Origin of the sequence: Rothia sp. HMSC075F09 (genome assembly GCF_001810515.1) — a bacterium.
In the GTDB taxonomy this organism is placed as follows: domain Bacteria; phylum Actinomycetota; class Actinomycetes; order Actinomycetales; family Micrococcaceae; genus Rothia.
Genome location: NZ_KV801798.1, coordinates 1 through 18,600 on the forward strand (window position 1 = coordinate 1; position 18,600 = coordinate 18,600).

The 18,600-nt window shown below is 58.7% G+C and carries 16 protein-coding genes, 1 tRNA gene and 1 rRNA gene; 16 read left to right on the forward strand and 2 right to left on the reverse strand.

Going from position 1 to position 18,600, the window contains the following annotated elements; genetic code table 11:
• Positions 1-112 precede the first annotated feature (112 nt).
• From rrf to HMPREF2749_RS07520, 15 genes are all read left to right on the forward strand, one after another.
• Positions 113-229, forward strand: a 5S ribosomal RNA gene (rrf, locus tag HMPREF2749_RS07445).
• 321 nt (positions 230-550) lie between these two features.
• A complete protein-coding gene (locus HMPREF2749_RS07450; protein ID WP_012904151.1) occupies positions 551-1,294 on the forward strand; it encodes a DUF6891 domain-containing protein in 744 nt (247 codons plus the stop codon).
• Between the two features lie 437 nt (positions 1,295-1,731).
• Positions 1,732-2,610: a DsbA family protein gene (locus tag HMPREF2749_RS07455; RefSeq protein WP_049346887.1), complete on the forward strand. Its 879-nt coding sequence runs from the start codon at positions 1,732-1,734 to the stop codon at positions 2,608-2,610.
• A gap of 253 nt (positions 2,611-2,863) precedes the next feature.
• Positions 2,864-2,937 (forward strand) — tRNA-Thr (locus HMPREF2749_RS07460).
• 125 nt (positions 2,938-3,062) lie between these two features.
• Positions 3,063-5,261 (forward strand): acyltransferase family protein, encoded by a 2,199-nt coding sequence (locus HMPREF2749_RS07465; RefSeq protein WP_049346886.1) that lies wholly within the window; start codon positions 3,063-3,065, stop codon positions 5,259-5,261.
• 139 nt (positions 5,262-5,400) lie between these two features.
• Positions 5,401-6,231, forward strand: a complete 831-nt coding sequence (locus tag HMPREF2749_RS07470) for an ABC transporter ATP-binding protein (protein ID WP_049340521.1) — start codon at positions 5,401-5,403, stop codon at positions 6,229-6,231.
• A 158-nt stretch (positions 6,232-6,389) separates the two neighbouring features.
• A complete protein-coding gene (locus HMPREF2749_RS07475) occupies positions 6,390-7,202 on the forward strand; it encodes an SGNH/GDSL hydrolase family protein (protein WP_049340523.1) in 813 nt (270 codons plus the stop codon).
• Positions 7,203-8,025: 823 nt separating this feature from the next.
• Complete coding sequence (gene rpmB, locus HMPREF2749_RS07480; RefSeq protein ID WP_004005966.1) at positions 8,026-8,262, forward strand: 50S ribosomal protein L28; 237 nt, start codon at positions 8,026-8,028, stop codon at positions 8,260-8,262.
• 3 nt (positions 8,263-8,265) lie between these two features.
• Positions 8,266-8,436: a 50S ribosomal protein L33 gene (gene rpmG, locus HMPREF2749_RS07485; RefSeq protein ID WP_004005967.1), complete on the forward strand. Its 171-nt coding sequence runs from the start codon at positions 8,266-8,268 to the stop codon at positions 8,434-8,436.
• A gap of 2 nt (positions 8,437-8,438) precedes the next feature.
• Positions 8,439-8,744 (forward strand): 30S ribosomal protein S14, encoded by a 306-nt coding sequence (gene rpsN / locus HMPREF2749_RS07490; RefSeq protein ID WP_005506731.1) that lies wholly within the window; start codon positions 8,439-8,441, stop codon positions 8,742-8,744.
• Between the two features lie 92 nt (positions 8,745-8,836).
• Complete coding sequence (locus HMPREF2749_RS07495) at positions 8,837-9,124, forward strand: HU family DNA-binding protein (RefSeq protein ID WP_005506733.1); 288 nt, start codon at positions 8,837-8,839, stop codon at positions 9,122-9,124.
• A 541-nt stretch (positions 9,125-9,665) separates the two neighbouring features.
• Positions 9,666-10,523, forward strand: a complete 858-nt coding sequence (locus HMPREF2749_RS07500; protein ID WP_049350546.1) for a hypothetical protein — start codon at positions 9,666-9,668, stop codon at positions 10,521-10,523.
• A gap of 213 nt (positions 10,524-10,736) precedes the next feature.
• Positions 10,737-11,459: a hypothetical protein gene (locus HMPREF2749_RS07510; RefSeq protein ID WP_049354943.1), complete on the forward strand. Its 723-nt coding sequence runs from the start codon at positions 10,737-10,739 to the stop codon at positions 11,457-11,459.
• Positions 11,460-11,706: 247 nt separating this feature from the next.
• Complete coding sequence (locus tag HMPREF2749_RS07515) at positions 11,707-12,429, forward strand: transcriptional regulator (RefSeq protein WP_239663439.1); 723 nt, start codon at positions 11,707-11,709, stop codon at positions 12,427-12,429.
• Positions 12,430-12,706: 277 nt separating this feature from the next.
• Positions 12,707-13,459, forward strand: a complete 753-nt coding sequence (locus tag HMPREF2749_RS07520; protein ID WP_049340532.1) for a hypothetical protein — start codon at positions 12,707-12,709, stop codon at positions 13,457-13,459.
• Between the two features lie 123 nt (positions 13,460-13,582).
• Here HMPREF2749_RS07520 and HMPREF2749_RS07525 read toward each other — a convergent pair whose 3' ends face one another.
• The gene (locus HMPREF2749_RS07525) at positions 13,583-14,821 is read right to left on the reverse strand and encodes an alpha-hydroxy acid oxidase (RefSeq protein WP_049340534.1); all 1,239 of its coding nucleotides are present in this window, start codon (positions 14,819-14,821) and stop codon (positions 13,583-13,585) included.
• Between the two features lie 417 nt (positions 14,822-15,238).
• Here HMPREF2749_RS07525 and HMPREF2749_RS07530 point away from each other — a divergent pair, with 417 nt between their 5' ends.
• Positions 15,239-17,209 (forward strand): NHL domain-containing thioredoxin family protein, encoded by a 1,971-nt coding sequence (locus HMPREF2749_RS07530; protein WP_049352216.1) that lies wholly within the window; start codon positions 15,239-15,241, stop codon positions 17,207-17,209.
• A 387-nt stretch (positions 17,210-17,596) separates the two neighbouring features.
• On the opposite strand, the gene HMPREF2749_RS07535 is transcribed toward HMPREF2749_RS07530, so the two are convergent.
• Positions 17,597-18,574, reverse strand: coding sequence for a hypothetical protein (locus HMPREF2749_RS07535; protein WP_049352213.1), 978 nt, complete (start codon positions 18,572-18,574; stop codon positions 17,597-17,599).
• Positions 18,575-18,600: the final 26 nt, after the last annotated feature.

Sequence of the window (18,600 nt, forward strand, 5' to 3'; positions counted from 1 at the left end):
TGTTTGTTGTTTGCGTTCACTGTATGGTTTTTAGATAATAACCCTGGGCTTCCTTCGGGAAGTTGAGGCTTTTTATTCGGAAATTTTGAATAACGAAGTTATTCGCTAGATTTTCCGTGGTTATAGCAAGAGGGAAACGCCTGGTTCCATTCCGAACCCAGAAGCTAAGACTCTTTGCGCCGATGGTACTGCACTTTTGTGGGTGTGGGAGAGTAGGTCGCCGCGGGTTTTTTATTCAAGAGGGGAAGACCTTATAGGTCTTCCCCTCTTTTTGTGTACCCAAAAACTCTTAGAATGAAAACTCCTGGACGAAAGAAACCTAACTCATCAGAGATGCAGAGGTTTAGAGACTCAGCTGAGAAGCAGAGGAACAGGGGACGCAACCTAGACAGCCTGCCAGCCTTGATGCAGGGGCGACGAGATGGGGAGTTCACAGATCCGCCTGAATGACGAAGCAGAGGGCACGGTGGAGAAACTCTTGGTACCTTAACAACAAGAGCAATCCACATCTCTACCCGAGCGAATAGAGAACACGCAAAGGAGCATCATCATGGCTGATGAGAAGAGCATCTACGAACGCTGGAGCGAAGAACGCCTCGACCCGCCCTTCCCCAAAGAATGGGGACTGGACGAAGAAGACGAAGCCGAACTGCTCTGGCCCATCTGGCCCCTGCTGTTCATGGGTGAATCTGATACCGAACAGTACGTAGAAACCATTACCGATTATGTGATGGACGTACTCGGTCTGGAATACGATGGGGAGAACGAAGACAGCAAGCTCTGGGAGAAGCGCGTAGAGGACTACGTGGAAGAGCTCATCAAGCGTCGTCGTGCCTTTGCTGCTGAGCTGGGCATTACCCCCGAAATGCAGAAGAACTCCAACCTCAACCGTGCCTTCGCAGCGCTGGAAGAAGAAGGAGTCATTGCACGACAGAACTTCACCTGCTGCGGTACCTGCGCATCCGCAGAAATCTGGGACGAAATGGATGATAGCCGTGAATGGAAGGGATACATCTACTTCCATGAGCAGGACACTGAAAGCCTCGCTGAGAGCGGCGGAACCTACATCGGTTTCGGTTCCTTCCTCGCTTACCCCAGGGACGAAGAAAAATGGAATACCCTGAGCGATGCGCAGAAGGAAGAGATTAGGGCCCTTCACGAGAAGCTCTCCGCACAGTTGCTGCGAGAGACGGTTATTCCCGTACTGGAGAAGCACGGCCTGAGCGTGAAGTGGAATGGTAACTACAACACCCGCCCCTTCATTGGGGGAGTGGAAGTCTACAACATTCCCTAACGGTAATGAGCTGAACCGGATGGGTGCCTCGGCGCTATACTTGTGCGCTACTTGTGGCAGGGGAGGAACCTCCCAGAGCTACGAAAGTTTACGAGGAAAATAAGCTGAGAGCGTGAGAATAGACATCACAGTATCTCAGTCAGAGTATTAACTAGCCGATAAGGCACCCATTCGGTAGGCTAGACGGGTAGCGCGGTACATCCACACTAGAGAAAAGACAGAACCTATCCACATGATAGGAACTGCTCGACATACCTTTCAGCTGCTATACGTAGCAGGAAGCTGAGCTTTAGAACGCCCGGCAGAGATCAGAAGGCGCCGAGCTCAGACGAGCACTGGCACTCTGAACCTCTGCCCTGATGGGTGCGTACTCCATAAGGAGTAGGCTAGAAGAAGTGGACGAACCGCCACCCATATTCCCAACCAAAGGAGCAGGCATGTCGACCGACGCCCGCGAAAAAGCCCGCCAGATTGCGGCCCAGCAGGCCAAGAAGAGTCCCAGCCAGGCAAGCCGCCGCTGGCTCCAGCTCGGCGTACTCGCCGTGGTCCTCGTCATCGTAGGTATCATCGGTTTCGTCGTAATCAACGGCAACAAGAACACCAAGGTAGCAGAAAGCGGCCCCGTGCCCGCCAGCGCCAACGAATACGGTGGCATTGTGCTGACCAAGGACGGAATCGTCAAAAACTCCTCCACCCAGGAGACCCGCGACTTCAAGCAGCTCGCAACCTCGACCTCCTCCGTGACCCCCATGGTCAACGGAACCGCAGCAGCAGTCAACACCCTGCCCCCGGGCGTGCAGACCGCTGAAGAGGCATCCAAGAACGGCCAGCCCGTTCGCGTGACCATCTTCCAGGACTACAACTGCGTGCACTGTGCAGAGTTCGAGAAGAAGTACGGCGAAGAAATCCAGAAGCTCGTCGAAGACGGCACCATCACCCTGGAAATCCGCAACTTGACCTTCCTGGACCGTACCTCGCCCACCGCATACTCCGCACGTAACGCGGCAGCGGCATACTCCGTGGCAAACCAGGTCAGCACCCACGACTTCCTGAACTACCAGCGTGAGATCTTCACCCACCAGGGCAGCGGCGACATGAACAACCAGCAGATTGCCGACATTGCTTCGAAGTACCACGCCTCCATCGGCTCCGATATGAACGACGGCAAGTGGCGCCCCTTCGTGGACGTGGTCAACGCTGAATCCGCAAAGAACGGCATTCAGGGTACCCCCACCGTCTTCGTTGATGGCGACCAGTACACCAGCAACGACTTCAGCACCTTCCTGAAGGAAAAGATCGAAGCTAAGAAGAAGTAACCTCTTCGATAGAAAAACCCGGTAACCTCCGCGCGAGGCTACCGGGTTTTTCCGTATGCATCTGAAGCTCTAAAGAACGAGTAAAGGAACGTGAGGGGCAGGAAGAAGACTCGGCAAAGTGCTGGACAAGGTGCCCGGGAGCCCCTGTAGCCGAGGTATTCGGAAGGGGTAAAACGAAGGAAACGAACGCATCAAACCGCCAAAGAACAACTAAGCAGATTCAACCACCAGAATAAGGTACACTGGACAAGTTGCCTCCTTAGCTCAGTTGGCCAGAGCATCTGTCTTGTAAACAGAGGGTCACCGGTTCGAATCCGGTAGGGGGCTCAGAAAAATCCTGGTTCGCACCAGCCTCATAGCAGAGGTGCGGATCAGGATTTTATTGTACGAGTGTCCTGTAGTGTCTAAGGGACCCGCACTAGCACATCGACATCCATCCTGAGGAACCGAGAATGTCTGAAACCTCCGGAACCCCGCAGGCTCCCGCCTCGCAGGGAACCTACACCACCGCCCCGCGCAGCATCAAAGCACGCGAAGCCAGCGACTACCCCCTCGAAGAGTTCATCGAATCGCGAGGATTCCGCCCTGAAATTCAGGGCCTGCGAGCCTTCGCCGTGCTCCTCGTGGTGCTCTACCACGTCTGGGTCGGCAAAGTCTCCGGCGGTGTGGATGTCTTCCTCTTCATCTCCGCCTTCCTGCTCTCGCTCTCCTTCATGCGTAAGATCAACGAAGGCAAACCCCTCAATCTCTTCAGCTACTGGATGCACGTCTTCCAGCGACTGCTACCCGTAGCCACCGTGGTTATCGCGTGTACCACGATTGCGTCCTTCTTCGTGCTCGCGCCCAGCCGCTGGTCGCAAACCGTCACCGACGCAACGAGCTCCCTGTTCTACTTCCAGAACTGGAACCTCGCGTTCAGCTCCGTGGACTACTACGCCCAAAACGCTTCCGTGAAGTCACCCTTCCAGCACTTCTGGTCGCTCTCCATCCAGGGGCAGATCTTCATCATCTGGCCCCTGCTCTTCGCCGCAGTAGCCTACGTCGTGCACCGATTCCGCGGGAACCTTTTCACCACCGCGGTATTCATCTTCAACACGGTATTCGTAGCATCCCTGACCTTCTCCATCGTCGAAACCGACACCAACCAGGGATTCGCCTACTTCGACACCCGCACCCGCCTGTGGGAATTCGCCATCGGCACCCTGCTGGCGATGCTCACCCTCAAATGGAAGGCGCCCGAAAAGGCGCGAGTCGTCATGGGCTGGGTCGGCATCATCGGCCTGGTCACCTGCGGTGCAATCCTGCCCGTCGAACGAGCCTTCCCCGGCTACCTGGCGCTCTGGCCCGTGCTCTCCGGCGCCCTCGTCATCATGGCAGGCCGCACCAACAGCCGCTGGGGCATCGATCGACTGCTGGTCTCCGCACCCCTGCAGAACCTCGGCAACATCTCCTACGCCCTGTACCTGGTGCACTGGCCCATCCTCATCCTCTACAGCAGCGCCGTCGGTACCTCCCGCGTGAACTTCATCGAAGGTGCTGTCATCATCCTTACCTCCATCGGCCTGGCATGGTTGCTCATCCGCTTCGTCGAGAAGCCGCTGCGCTACCGCAAGGACCCCTTCGTACCCTGGCTCATGATGAAGATGCGCTTCAAGACCATCTTCTCGGTCAAGACCTGGGCAGACCAGCTCGCCTTCATCCTCGCGATCTTCCTGGTCGCAGGTGTACCCCTGGTAGCCGCACAGGCATGGGTAGGCTACCGCAACACCCAGTCCGAGCAGAACGCCGAACTGCAGGTACAGACCGCCAGCGAAAACTACCCCGGCGCCCGCGCTATCGGCGGCGCCCAGCAGGGACTCATTGACAACCCCATCCCCTCCGGTGGTGACGTCAAAACCCAGTTCGACGGACTGAGCGACCCCTGCGTTGGCAGCTTCGCGCCCTCCGACCCGGCACTCGCCAAGTACTGCAGCCTGCAGAAGTACGGACCCGAGGACGCACCGCTGACCATGGTCATCGGTAACTCCCACGCCGAACAGGCGCTGAGCATCTTCAAGCCCATCGCAGAACAGACCAAAACCAACCTGCAGACCTACCTGCTCGGTGGCTGCCAGTACCCGGTCCGCGCCGTCAACGCCAGCAACGAATGCTCGGAATTCAACACCAAGATGACCGAGGAAATTCTCAAGCGTAAGCCGCAGACCGTGGTGCTCATCGCCACCGTTGCCCAGGCACGCTCGAACGACGAACGAGTCGACCCGAGCCTCGATGAGACGGTCCGCCGCCTCACCGAAGCAGGAGTCCAGGTCATTGGCCTGCGCGATAACCCGCGCTTCGAGTACAACATCTACGAATGCGCTCAGAAGGCCGGCGCCGACAAGAGCTCCTGCGCACGACCCGCAAGCGACAAGTACGCCGCAGAAAACCCTGCAAAGGAAATCTTCGACAAGTACCGCAACCAGGGTGCCGTCATGGTGGACCTGAAGGACGTGTACTGCCCGGACGGCATGTGCAGCCCCGTGGTTGGAAACATCTACGTCTACATCGATGACAACCATGTCTCCAAGACCTACAGCCGCACCATGGCTCAGGAAGTCTTCCAGCGTGCAGCGGAAGGCGGCTGGCTCGTCAACGGAAAAGTGAACTTCTAAAGTTCGCCGATATAGCGGATCCCCCGTGCTGTTCTACAGAAGTGTGAACGGTTCGGGGGATTCGCTATATTCTGACCCGAAATTAGGATAGGCTAAGTTAGGAGGCTCCCGGGAAAAGCCTTAGAGAAGAAAGGACGCCATGAAAGAAATCACCGAACGCACCCTCAAAGTAGAGAACGTCAGCCTCGGCTACGGCGAAACCACCATCGTCAAAGACCTCTCCCTCGAATTCCCGAAGGGCAAAGTTACCGCCATCATCGGCCCCAACGGCTGCGGTAAATCCACCCTGCTACGCGGTGTCTCCCGACTACTCAAGCCGCTCAACGGCGACTTCACCCTCGACGGCAAACCCACCCACGAATACTCCATGAAGGGCTTCGCCCGCATGGTTGGGCTCATGCCCCAGCATCCCATCGCCCCCGAAGGAATTACCGTAGCCGACCTCGTCTCCCGAGGACGCTACCCCTACCAGGGACTCTTCAAACGCAATAGCGCCGAAGATGATGAGGCGGTCGCCTGGGCACTAGAAGCCACCGACACCATGTCCCTCGCCGAACGACAGGTCACCGAACTCTCTGGCGGCCAACGTCAGCGCGTCTGGATTGCCATGGCGCTCGCCCAAGAAACCGACATCCTACTGCTGGACGAGCCGACCACGTACCTCGACCTGGCACACCAGGTGGAGCTACTCGACCTACTCTCGGACCTCAACGAGCAACGCGGCACCACCATGATCATGGTGCTGCACGAGTTGAACCTCGCCGCCCGAGTCGCCGATTACCTCGTCGCGATGAAGGACGGCTCCATCGTCGCTCAAGGCGAAGCACACGACGTGCTCACCCGTGAGAACCTGCACACCATTTTCGGTCTGAAAGCAGAGGTCGCCGATCCGTTTAACGACGGCAGCGTCGTGGTTGTTCCGCATCCCCGGAGTGCGTCCACCGTTGCCGGTTCAGCTGTCGCATCCTAAGAAACCCCCGCTCATATCTGATGAAGCGCCCATAACAGTGGGATACTGGAAAGTAGGACGCACCGAAAGCTAAGCGAAGAAGCCGGTACACCGCGCGGGTGTGCCGGCTTCTTCCACAGAAGGGTCATTCTCTATAGAGGCCCGGAAAGAAGAACACAATGACGACCCCGCTCCTAGACTCCAACGGCAAGCTCAACGGTGAATCAGTACGCTACGTGGCAATCGGCGACTCCTTCACCGAAGGTGTGGGCGACGTTGACCGCCGCCGCCCTAACAGCCTGCGCGGCTGGGCAGACCGCGTTGCCGAAGGCATCGGTGCAGTAGACCCGCAGGCGCAGTACGCAAACCTTGCTATCCGCGGCCGCCTGCTCGGTCCCATCCTGGATGAACAGCTGCCTCGAGCCCTGGACCTCTGCCCCAACATTGTCACCTTCTACGGTGGCGGCAATGACATCATGCGACCCAACGTGGATATTGACCAGCTCATGACTCACGTAGACGAAGCCTTCGCCACCCTGCGCGGCGAAGGAATCGAAGTGCTTACCGTAACCGGCCTGGATGTACAGGGCCAGGGCCCCTTCGCCCGTACCCGCGGCCGTACCGCCACCTACAACGAGCTACTGCGTGGTATCGCTGAGGACCACGGCGTGCACATTATCGACTACTGGCGCTGGAACGACTTCCTTGATTGGCGTCTGTGGGCTGACGACCGCCTGCACATGAACGACCTCGGCCACGAACGCTTCGCATCTCGCGTACTGGCGCAGCTCGGCCTGCCCGGTGTGATCACCGAATCGGTACTGCCCCCGGAGGTGCAGCTGACCGCCCGCGAGAAGATCGAGCAGGAGGCACGCTGGGTCCGTGAGTTTGCCCTGCCGTGGATTGGCCGCCGTCTAAAGGGAACAAGCTCCGGGGACGGTGTGAGCCCCAAGTACCCGCAGTGGGTGCCCGCGGCAAGTCTTAAGAACTAGGCTGAAGAACTAGGGGCGCGGTGGCTCACGGTACGGCGTAAAACTGTACGCCGGGGGAGTGTCCTGCGCGGTATCTGTACCGTATTTGTGCCTGCATCTACGCCGTAACTGGAACGGTAAATCCGCCGTTACCCGTACCGTTGCGACCCCTTAAACCGCCCTTTAAAACCGGGGCGGAAGCGTTAAAACGAGAGTTAAAAGCTCTTTAAACGCGTATTTAAGCCCGTTTAATAGCCCTGCGCACACCGCAAGAAGCGGTGGCGCGGGGCTGTTTAAGGCTTAAATCCGGCTTAAGCTGTTAATCTCACAACATGAATTTCACCGGTGTAATTTATCCCCGGTCACATAGAGAACATCCGTTCTTAAAAAGGCGCATTAACGCCTGACTAGGGGCGTTAAAGAATTCCTTAAAAACATCTGGACTTGCAAAAACACCCATTTTTGATAGAATGGATAGGTATGTTTGCCGCTCGAAGGCAGGCGTGCATCCGCGAATCGAGCACTTCGCTTAAACGAGATGCAATTGGCTCAGAACACCGAGATTCCGCGGATTTTTAAGGCAAAATCCGGCGTGCAGGCTTGCACGAACCCCCGTATTTACCTAGAATTTAACGCTGTTCGTAGTGGTGGAAACGCCTCTCGACACTAATAAGCTTCACCGTTTTTCCCGCGGCGGGGATCGATGCGTGGCCTCTCACCCACGTGACGATCTCAAACACTCTAGCCCGGCGAATAACCCGGTGCTTCTACATTGGTGGCGGGACGCTCACGAGTAACATCGACTGCGTACCGTCATAAAAGTCAATCAATAAAGGAGTGAAACATGGCAGCAGTCTGCCAGGTGACCGGAGCTGTTCCCGGCTTTGGACACAGCATTTCGCACTCGCATCGCCGCAACAAGCGTCGATTCGACCCGAACGTTCAGAAGAAGACCTACTGGGTTCCTTCGCTGCGTCGTAAGGTAACCCTGAACGTGTCCGCTAAGGGCATCAAGGTTATCGATGCTCGTGGCATCGATGCCGTTGTTGCAGAAATCATCGCACGCGGGGAGAAGATCTAGTAAATGGCATCCAAGGCTAAGGACCTCCGTCCTATCATCAAGCTCAAGTCCACTGCTGGCACCGGTTACACCTACGTGACCCGTAAGAACCGCCGCAACAACCCCGACCGTATGGTGCTGAAGAAGTACGACCCCGTCGTTCGCAAGCACGTTGACTTCCGAGAGGAGCGCTAAGAATGGCTAAGAAGTCCAAGATCGCTCGCAACGAGCAGCGCAAGGTCATCGTCGCTCGCTACAACGAGAAGCGTATCGCGCTGAAGAAGACCCTAATCGACGAGAACGCTACCCCCGAGGAGCGCGAAGCAGCACGCGTGGCACTGCAGAAGCTGCCCCGCAACGCTTCCCCCGTTCGCGTGCGTAACCGCGACCAGATCGACGGCCGCCCCCGCGGTACCTTCCAGAAGTTCGGTATCTCCCGCGTGCGCTTCCGCGAGATGGCACACCGTGGCGAGCTGCCCGGTATCACCAAGTCCAGCTGGTAAATCTGGTATTTTAGTTCCTAAACGGTTTTCCGTCGTTACCGACGGTCACTCGCTTTAGACTCAAACCTTAAGTCTCTGGAAGGGGCACCCTAATGGCTAAGAACCGTACCGAACTCGTTGCAGAGGTTGCAGAGAAGTCTGGCAAGAGCCAGGCAACTGTAAACGCAGTCCTCGACGCAGTGTTCCAGGTTTTCGAGTCTTCCGTCTCCAAGGGCGAGAAGATCACCATCCCCGGTTGGATGGCAATCGAGCGCACCGACCGTGCAGCTCGTACCGGCCGTAACCCGCAGACCGGCGAAACCATCCAGATTCCCGCCGGTCACGGCGTGAAGCTGACCGCAGGCTCCAAGCTGAAGGCAGCAGTCGCTAAGAAGAAGTAATTCTTGAGACTTTGAATCTGCTAAAGACCCCCACCAATATGGTGGGGGTCTTTTAGTATGCCCAGATGCTCTCTTGACGATAGGGGTATGGGGTGCTGGGGGAGGGGGCGCGTCTGGAGGGCTGGGAGGGCACGTGCGGCGGGGAGCGTGCGCAAGGCAGGGAGCGTGCACAAGGTGGGTCTTCAAGACCCTAACCCTTAACTCGAGCATAAGATACAGAAAGTAGCTCGGTTTCACAGGGGAAGCTATGATGGGCTACAGAAAAAATAAAGAAAATTTATACATTTAAGCAGAAAGCTATGCATGAGCTGAGCGAAAAATCGCGATTATCAAACCCCGCTGGGAAAAATACTTATACATCCCCGTTTGGACACAGCTTAAACACAGCAAACTAAAGCTCAATCTTAGACTCACACCCTAAGCTGGAATCACCGGCGAAGGAAAAGCCACACACCATACACGGCGGCCCCACCCAACCGGAAAATCAACCATACAAACCCCGGACGATTGACCCTCCGGGATGCACAAGGAGAACCACCTCATGGCACGCCCCGCACTGCACACTTCCGCACAGGCCACCAACCGTCGCTTCCGCACCGGCGCGGCAGCACTGTCCCTGGCAGCAATCGCAGCACTCGGCCTGAGCGCCTGCGGTACACAGAACACCTCCAACCCGGCACCCACCGCCACCGCGACCGCTAAGGCATCCTCCACCGCCGACGCAGCAGTCAACGCGGGCAACGGCAAGGTCACCGTCAAGGCAAGCGACGCAGCCTCCCCGAGCGCCACCGCAAGCAGCTCCCAGGGCACCGTCACCGTCACCGAAAACGGTGTGACCGTCAGCGGTGCTGATGGTACCGGGGTCACCGCAGACGCCAACGGTAATGTGACCGTCAACGGCGCGAACGGAACCGGCGTGACCGCCGATGTTAGCGGCAACGCAACCGTCAATGGCAGCTCGGCATCGAACAACTCGGGCTCCTCCGCAAAGGTCGACGAAAAGGCCGGTGAAACCACCGCCAAGAACGGCTCCAACGGCGCAGGTAACAGCTCCGGTAACGGCACCGTGACCGTCGACAGCGGAACCGTCAGCGCAGCCAACGGCTACACCCTCATCGAAATCAAGACCGACGGCGGCTGGTCCTACCACGCCCCCAACGGCGACATCATCGAGGTACGAGCTGACGGCTCCTGGGAGCGCGTTGGCGATGGAGGCGTCGTTGAGGTTGATGCTGACGGCTCCTGGGAACAGACCGGCGAGAACGGCGTAATCGAGGTAGAAGCTAACGGCACCTGGGAACAGACCGGCGGCAAAGGCGCGGTTAAGGTACCCAGCGTCCCCCTCAAGCCCGCCGGTGCTGTCGCTAACCCCGTCAAGCCCGTCACTCCCCGCCGCTAAGAAGCTGGCTGACAAGCTGGGTGAAAACGTAGGCTATCCCACTCGCTAGAATGCGGATAAACGCCCACACGCCCGGATAATCACACCCAAACTCGATAGAATTAACGCGGTTGGTTACACCGATAATCGTTATGGAATCCCACAAGGATTCTGCGCACGACGCGAATACGTCGTCAACTAGCCGCACCATACTAACAACCACAAGGAGAAACAATGGCAATCGCCCCCGCAATGAAGAAGACCACCGCGGTTCTGTCCATCGCTTTCGCAGGCGCACTGGGCCTGAGCGCATGTGGCTCCCAGTCCTCTTCCACCACCGCCACTGCATCCGCATCCGCTTCCGCTTCGGCAACTGCATCTGCAAGCGCATCGGCTAAGGCATCCTCGGCGGCAACCACCTCTGCAGCTTCCGCTTCTGCTACAGCAGATGTGAAGGTTGACAAGGACGGCAACGTCACCGTCAAGGCTAACGACGGCGAAGGCAACTCCGCAGACGTGAAGGTCGGCGCAGACGGCAAGGCATCCGTAGACGCTAAGGACTCCGAGGGTAACTCCTCCAAGGTAGAGTCCGACGAAAAGGGCACCAAGGCTGAGTCCAAGGACTCCGAGGGCAACGCAGCATCCTCCTCCACCGTTGAGGGCGACGTTATCGTTTCCGAGGACGGCGGCTGGTCCATTCAGGGCGACGAAGGTCAGGTAGCTGTACAGGCTGACGGCTCCTGGAGCCGCCAGGACGCAAACGGCCAGGTTGCAGTCAAGGCTGACGGCTCCTGGAGCATCCAGGCTAACAGCGGCCTGCAGGCAACCGTGGACGCATCCGGTGAAGTAACCTCCATCGTTGGCGGCGAGAAGGCAGATCTGAAGGCTCCGAAGGTTCCCGCAAAGCCCGCACAGGCTAAGGTCACCCCCGTCAAGCCCGTTCAGCCCAAGAAGTAATAAGCTGACCAGTGCATAACAAACGCCCCGTGCGCATCCGAACGTGATGCGTGCGGGGCCGTTTTGCGTCTTCAAGTTGCGCTGAACTCCTAGGGAAAATAGGAAGCTTCGCATAACTGTTGTTAGGATTAGGGAGGCGCTCAGAATCTAGCTCTCACTCAACTCTCACTCAACAAACAACCACACTATAGGTCTCCCCGGCATAGCACGGGGATCTACCAGAAAAGAGAACACAGTGAAGAAAACTATGGCTGTTCTGTCCCTGAGCCTCGCCGCAACCTTCGGTCTTGCCGCGTGCAGCTCCAACGCCAAGGCACCCGCCGAAAGCCAGAGTGCATCCGCGAGCGCGTCCGCTTCGGCAAGCGCGTCTGCCTCCTCCAACGCGTCCGCAACTGCAACCACCTCGGCAGCTACCTCAGCATCCACTTCGGCAAGTGCATCTGCTTCTGCACACGCAAATAGCTCGAGCTCCTCCGCTAAGGCATCCGAAAGCCAGAAGGGTGGCTTGTCGGGTGCTTCCTCCATGCCCACGGACGCCACCGATAGTAGCTACGGCCCGAAGGTCTACGAGCATTACAAGGAAACCGTCGAAGAGGCTAAGAAAGATCACTCCACCAAGAGGACTACGAACACTGAAGGTAACGTGTACGCTGACCCTGACGGAAGCATCGCTGTTGTCGAAGCTAAGAACGGTAGCTACATCAGCATTGAGAACGACGGCAGCTGGGTACGTGTGACCCCTGAAGGCGAGGTTATCGCCGTGACTGAGAAGGGCGGCTGGGCCGCTGTCAAGCCTAACGGTGAAATCATTAACGTTGATGAGAATGGCGCGGCTTCCATTATGAACGTTAAGACCTCGGAGATTTCGGACGACTACCAGTCCCTGGAAGTGCCCAAGACCCCGGCTCCGGTGGGAGATTTCCCCGCCCCGAAGACCCCCGTTAAGCCGACTAGCATGGCTGTGAACTAACCGTATCCACCGCTTAGCTGGCGACTAGCTAGATCCGTTCGCCCCGTGCGCATCCGAACGTGATGCGTGCGGGGCGTTTTTGCGTCTTCAAGCCGCGCTGAGAAGACCAGTAGAGCTGAGATGACCCGTAAGCGGGGGAGGGGGCACCGCACCATCTCAGGGAGCTTTCAGGTCGCGGTGCTAGCATGGTGGCGTACACCGGGCATACCGGAGTACAGGTCAACCACACTACGCACTGCGCCGTTGCAGAGCGGCGCATACAGAAAGAGAAAATACAGTGAAGAAGTCTATTGCTGTTCTGTCCCTGACCATTGCCGGTGCCCTCGGCCTCGCAGCCTGCGGCGGCAACTCCGGCGCCAACTCCAACTCCTCCGCATCGGCAAGCGCGTCCGCTTCTGCAACCGCTTCCGCAACTGCCTCGGCACCCGCAAGCACCTCCGCAGCAGCAACCACCAAGAGCACCGCCTCCGCAGCAGCTGAAACCACCAAGGCAGAAACTAAGACCACCCAGGGCACCATCAGCACTCCCACCGACCTGCCCAGCGAAGCAACCGAAGCACTCAAGAAGGGTCAGGAATCCGCCAATCAGGTAGCCTCCGCAGGCTACACCGCCAGCAAGAAAGCCCTGGAACAGCTCAAGGAGCAGTCCGGCGTGAAGAAGGTGCAGACCAGCGATGGCACCGTCTACTACACCGATGAACTCGCTGCATTCGAATCCAAGGACGGCGCTATCATCAGCATCCAGAATAACGGTGTGTGGACCAGCATGGACTCCAACGGTACAACCATCGTCGTGAAAGAGGACGGCTCCTGGATCAAGACCAACCCCAAGGACAACCTCTACACCGTTGTCAATGCAGATGGCACCGCATCCGTGCTGAACACCAAGACCTTTGAGCAGGCGACTGACGTCTCCACCATCGAAACCCCGAAGGCACCCGGCCGTATCGACGGCTTCAGCGGCACCGCTAAGACCCCGGTCAAGCCCACCAAGATTGGTGACCTCTCCGAGGTTGCAGGCGCCAAGTAAAAACTAGCTCCTGCCCACTGGGCAGAACAGCCCACCACACTAGGGATACCAACGCCCCGCGCGCATCTATACGTGATGCGTGCGGGGCGTCTTTAATTATTTCTCACTCGGGGATGGAGAGGTTTAAATCTTCGGAATGGGTTGCAGGCGGCGCAATTGCGTCACATGCTTGGGTTCGAGTTCCTCAACGCAACTGACCTGTAGCAGGCGCATTGTGCGGCGCACCTCTTCCGAGAGGATCTCAATCGTGCGATCCACACCGCGGCGGCCACCCGCCATGAGTCCGTATAGGTAGGCGCGGCCAATCAGCGTGAACTTGGCGCCCAAGGCCAGCGAGGCCACCACATCCGCGCCGTTCATAATGCCGGTATCCACCATAACTTCGGTGTCCTTGCCGACCTCGCGAACCACTTCCGGGAGCAGGTGGAAGGGAACCGGAGCGCGGTCCAACTGGCGGCCGCCGTGGTTCGACAGTAGGATGCCGTCCACGCCTAAATCAGCCAGCTTCTTGGAATCCTCCACGTTTTGCACGCCCTTAATGACAATCTTGCCGGGCCACAACTCACGGATTTCCTTAAGATCCTCGTAATTGATGGACGGATCCATGGCAGCGTCCAGCAATTCGCCCACCGTGCCGCCTGTCGAGGAGAGTGAAGCGAACTCCAATTTGGGCGTGGTGAGGAAGTCATACCACCACCACGGGCGCGGAATCGCGTTCGCCACTGTCTTCAGCGAAAGCTGGGGCGGAATGGAAAAGCCGTTGCGCTTATCGCGCAGGCGCGCCCCCGCAATGGGCGTATCTACAGTGAAGAAGAGCGTATCGTAGCCAGCCTTTGCGGCGCGCTCGACCAAGCCGTAGGAAATCTCACGCTGACGCATCACGTACAGCTGGAACCACAGGCGGCCATTTGGGTTGACTCGGCGCACATCCTCAATGCTGGTTGTACCCAGGGTTGAGAGGGTGAAGGGGATGCCCGCTGCCCCCGCCGCGCCGGATCCGGCAATCTCGCCTTCGGTCTGCATGAGGCGTGTAAAGCCCGTGGGGGCGATACCGAAGGGTAGAGCGGAGGTGCCACCCAGTACCTTCGTGGTGGTGTCTACGGTGGAAACATCCGTCAGGATACCCGGGTGGAACTCGACATCCTCGAAGGCCTGGCGGGCGCGGGTCATTGACAGTTCACCTTCCGCGGCGCCGTCCGTGTAGTCGAAAGCGGCGGCTGGTGTGCGGCGCTTTGCGATGCGGCGCAAATCGTAGATGGTCAGTGCGCTCTGTAGGCGGTTGCCTGCAAAGTCGAGGCTGGGCTTCTTGAATTGCATAAATTCAAGTAGTTCGCTGGGCTTGGGGAGCTGACGTTGCACCATGGGAGGCCTTTCTCTTGGGGGGGGCGCCGCCTGCAGGGCGGGCCTTGGGTGGGGGCGGGGTCGTCGGCGAGTCCCGCAGAAGGGTGTGCGAAAAATCGCACCCTCCCAGTCTAAAAATTAAGGGTTAGATTAATCAATAGTTAGGTAAGGCTTAACTTATTAAGTTAAATATTTCGGGGGTGCCCCGGCGTATCGGTACCGGAGGGCATGGCGAATGAATGAGATGCAATGATTTCCAAACCCGTGCATACCACTTTCGCACTCCTCAACTCACGCAAATATGACGTAATATGACGAGCCGTTACCTCCCGCGTTCACAATGCTCAACTCCCAGCGAACCACCCCCACCACGCTGGCATAATGGGGACAGCAAACCGACGCGCCCACACACGGCGCACCCAACAGGAGAGAGAACCCATGAGTGAGAACACCACCCGCAGCGTACGCGTGCGCGCCAGCGAACTCGAAGGCCGCGCCTGGCTCAACACCGGCGACAAGAACCTCACCCTGCAGGACCTTCGCGGCAAAATCGTTATTCTCGACTTCTGGACCCTCTGCTGCATCAACTGCCTGCACGTCCTCGACGAACTACGCCCTCTCGAAGAAGAATTCTCCGACGTGCTCGTCACCGTCGGCGTACACAGCCCCAAATTCGAACACGAAGCAGACCCCGTAGCGCTCGCCGCAGCCGTCGACCGCTACCACATCACCCACCCCGTACTTGACGACCCCGAACTGACCACCTGGCAGGCCTACACCGCCCGCGCATGGCCCACCCTCGTCGTCGTCGACCCCGAAGGCTACATCGTCGCCCACCTCTCCGGCGAAGGCCACGTGCAGGGCCTCACCTCCCTCGTACGCGAACTCGTCGCCGAGCACGAGGCGAAGGGCACCCTACACCGCGGTGACGGCCCCTACGTGCCCCGCCCCAAGGCAGCCGGCACCTACGCCTTCCCCGGCAAGGCCATCGAACTGCCCGCCGAATTCGGCCCCGCAAACCTCTTCGGCAACCGCGAACGCACCTACCTCGTCGCAGACAGCGCACGCCACCGCATCCTGCAGGTAGCAGCCGACCTCAACACCGTCATCAACACCTACGGCGGCGGCAACGACCCCATCAACCACCCCGTCAAGGGCCACGTCGACGGCACCGGCACCGAAGCACGCTTCAACGAGCCCGCCGGCCTCGCCCTCGTACCCGAAAACCTGCGCGAACAGCTCGGCTACGACGTGCTCGTCGCCGACACCGTCAACCACCGCCTGCGCTCCCTCAACCTGAGCACCGGCGAAGTACGCACCCTCGCAGGCAACGGCGTGCAGCGCGTCATCGATGGCGACAACGCCATCACCGGCGACCCCAACCACATCCCCGCCGGTGTACCCGCCACCGAGATTGCGCTCTCCTCGCCCTGGGATGCCGTCTACTCCCGCGAAGCCGGCCAGTTCATCATCGCCATGGCAGGCACCCACCAGCTCTTCGGCTACGAACCCGTCACCGGCACCGTCAGCATCTTCGCAGGCTCCGGCGTCGAAGGCCTCGCCGACGGCCCTGCCGCCGACGCATGGTTCGCCCAGCCCTCCGGCATCATCGAAGCACGCGACGGTAGCCTCTGGGTCGCATGCTCCGAAACCAGCGGCCTGCGCCACATCACCTTCACCGAAGACGGCGTACAGGTCACCTCCGCCGTCGGCAAGGGCCTGTTCGACTTCGGCTTCGTCGACGGCGACTCCGACACCGCCCGCATGCAGCACCCCCTCGGCCTGACCGAACTGCCCGACGGATCTATCGCAGTCGCCGACACCTACAACGGCGCCATCCGCCGCTGGGACCCGGTTACCGGCACCCTCGGCACCCTCGAACGCGGCCTCGACGAGCCCTCCGACCTGCTCGTCGAAGAAGTACCCGGCGAAGAACCGCGCCTCATCATCGTCGAAACCAACGCCCACCAGCTTGTACGCGCCTCCATCCCCGCCAAGGCACAGCACGTCGACGAAGGCGCCATCACCACCGCACGCCCCTCCACCAAGCTCACCGGCGGCACCCTCGAATTCACCTCACGATTCACCGTGCCCACCGGCCAGAAGCTCGACACCCGCTGGGGCGACCCCACCCAGCTGAAGATCTCATCCACCCCCGAGAACTTCATCCTGGAAGGCGCCGGCACCTCCACCGGACTGACCCGCACCCTCGTACTCAACCCCGAAATCACCGAGGCAGTCCTGCACATCACCGCACGCGCCGCCGCCTGCGACGGCACCCCCGGCGGTGACATCCCCGAGCATGCAGCATGCCACCTCTACCAGCAGGACTGGGGTATTCCCGTCGTCGTGACCGGTGACGAAGCAGACGAAAGCGAACTCGTCCTGGACCTTCGCGGTATCAACTAGGGATCTATAAAAGAATCAAGGGTCAGTATTATCCTCGCTCCTACAGGGGCACCCGTCCTCGCTTCGCTCGGACACCCTGATGTCGCTACGGATAATACTGACCCTTTTCTGCTGTGCCGCCCTGATACCGCTACGGATAGCGCCGGTTCCCTTTGTGCTTTTTAGGATTGTGGGACTCGAAAGGGCCGGGTCATCCTCGCTCCTACAGGGGCACCCGTCCTCGCTTCGCTTCGGACACCCTGATGTCGCTACGGATAACACCGGCCCTTTCTCAACCCGTATAAGCCACGAGCCAGTATGCTCTTCGCTCCTACAGGGGAACCCGCCCTCGCTTCGCTCGGGCACCCTGATGTCGCTTCAGAGCATACTGGCTCTCGTCGTTCGTTCTTAGAAGGAGACTCGGACCGCCTTCGCATCCGCCTCCACCGACGCCTTCAACGTAAACGGAATCTCCTTCTGCACCTGCGAACGCTCACCCGTATACAAATCCAACTGAGTAAACGACACCTTCGCCGTACCCGACATCGGCTTCAACGACCACACACCCGCCGAACTTACACTCACCTGCGGATCCGCAACCTTCACCACAGACCACTTCACCTCAGAATCCACACGACCCGTAAACGCATACTCAAAAGGGCACCCACCCGGATAAAGAGTGCTCTGCTGCGTACACTTCTTCAAATGATCCTGCACCTGCTCCTTCACCGACGACAACGCATTATCACTCGGCTTCAACTCCATACGCACCGCATGATTCGCATCCTGCGCAGTCACCACCTCATTCACCTTCTGCGCCGTATAAACCGTCGAATCATACGACACCGCATACACACCCGGATAAAACACCGGGAATGACGCCGCACCATCATCCACCGCAACCTTACGGTTATTAATCGTCGCAGCCTCCACACCCTGAATATTCACCTTCACCGACGGCAAAGACGCCTCATCAATAGCCCACTTATCAAAAAAGCCCCAATGCGTGCCCGAACGGTGCAAACGAAAATCCGTATGCTGCTGCGAACCCTCCAACGTATAGGACGCACGCACCGTCGCATGCTCCCCATCCTCGCTGGTCTCCACCACCTCATACGACACCTCACCCAACGAAGACACCGAACGCCTCAAAGCATCCCCATCCAATAAAGAGGCGTCACCCTCAGGAATCTGCGCACCCAACAGGCCACGCGCATACGAACCATTACCCGTACGCAACGCATGAAAATACTCCCGCACCTGACCCGTCGGACCATACACCAGCTTATTCGTCATAACCAGCGCCGCAGCAGCCACAGAAACCGCCACCACAACACCGACCATCCACATTGCCAGAACCCGCTCCACGGGAGAAAAATTACGCATAGAACCAGAGTAACGCAGGTAGTCCG

Coding starts and splice junctions, on each gene's coding strand:
- HMPREF2749_RS07500 (WP_049350546.1), top strand. CDS start 9,666: ATGGCACGCCCCGCACTGCACACTTCCGCACAGGCCACCAACCGTCGC.
- rpsN (WP_005506731.1), top strand. CDS start 8,439: ATGGCTAAGAAGTCCAAGATCGCTCGCAACGAGCAGCGCAAGGTCATC.
- HMPREF2749_RS07530 (WP_049352216.1), top strand. CDS start 15,239: ATGAGTGAGAACACCACCCGCAGCGTACGCGTGCGCGCCAGCGAACTC.
- HMPREF2749_RS07510 (WP_049354943.1), top strand. CDS start 10,737: ATGGCAATCGCCCCCGCAATGAAGAAGACCACCGCGGTTCTGTCCATC.
- HMPREF2749_RS07450 (WP_012904151.1), top strand. CDS start 551: ATGGCTGATGAGAAGAGCATCTACGAACGCTGGAGCGAAGAACGCCTC.
- rpmG (WP_004005967.1), top strand. CDS start 8,266: ATGGCATCCAAGGCTAAGGACCTCCGTCCTATCATCAAGCTCAAGTCC.
- HMPREF2749_RS07455 (WP_049346887.1), top strand. CDS start 1,732: ATGTCGACCGACGCCCGCGAAAAAGCCCGCCAGATTGCGGCCCAGCAG.
- HMPREF2749_RS07515 (WP_239663439.1), top strand. CDS start 11,707: ATGGCTGTTCTGTCCCTGAGCCTCGCCGCAACCTTCGGTCTTGCCGCG.
- HMPREF2749_RS07465 (WP_049346886.1), top strand. CDS start 3,063: ATGTCTGAAACCTCCGGAACCCCGCAGGCTCCCGCCTCGCAGGGAACC.
- HMPREF2749_RS07495 (WP_005506733.1), top strand. CDS start 8,837: ATGGCTAAGAACCGTACCGAACTCGTTGCAGAGGTTGCAGAGAAGTCT.
- HMPREF2749_RS07525 (WP_049340534.1), bottom strand. CDS start 14,821: ATGGTGCAACGTCAGCTCCCCAAGCCCAGCGAACTACTTGAATTTATG.
- HMPREF2749_RS07475 (WP_049340523.1), top strand. CDS start 6,390: ATGACGACCCCGCTCCTAGACTCCAACGGCAAGCTCAACGGTGAATCA.
- rpmB (WP_004005966.1), top strand. CDS start 8,026: ATGGCAGCAGTCTGCCAGGTGACCGGAGCTGTTCCCGGCTTTGGACAC.
- HMPREF2749_RS07535 (WP_049352213.1), bottom strand. CDS start 18,574: ATGCGTAATTTTTCTCCCGTGGAGCGGGTTCTGGCAATGTGGATGGTC.
- HMPREF2749_RS07470 (WP_049340521.1), top strand. CDS start 5,401: ATGAAAGAAATCACCGAACGCACCCTCAAAGTAGAGAACGTCAGCCTC.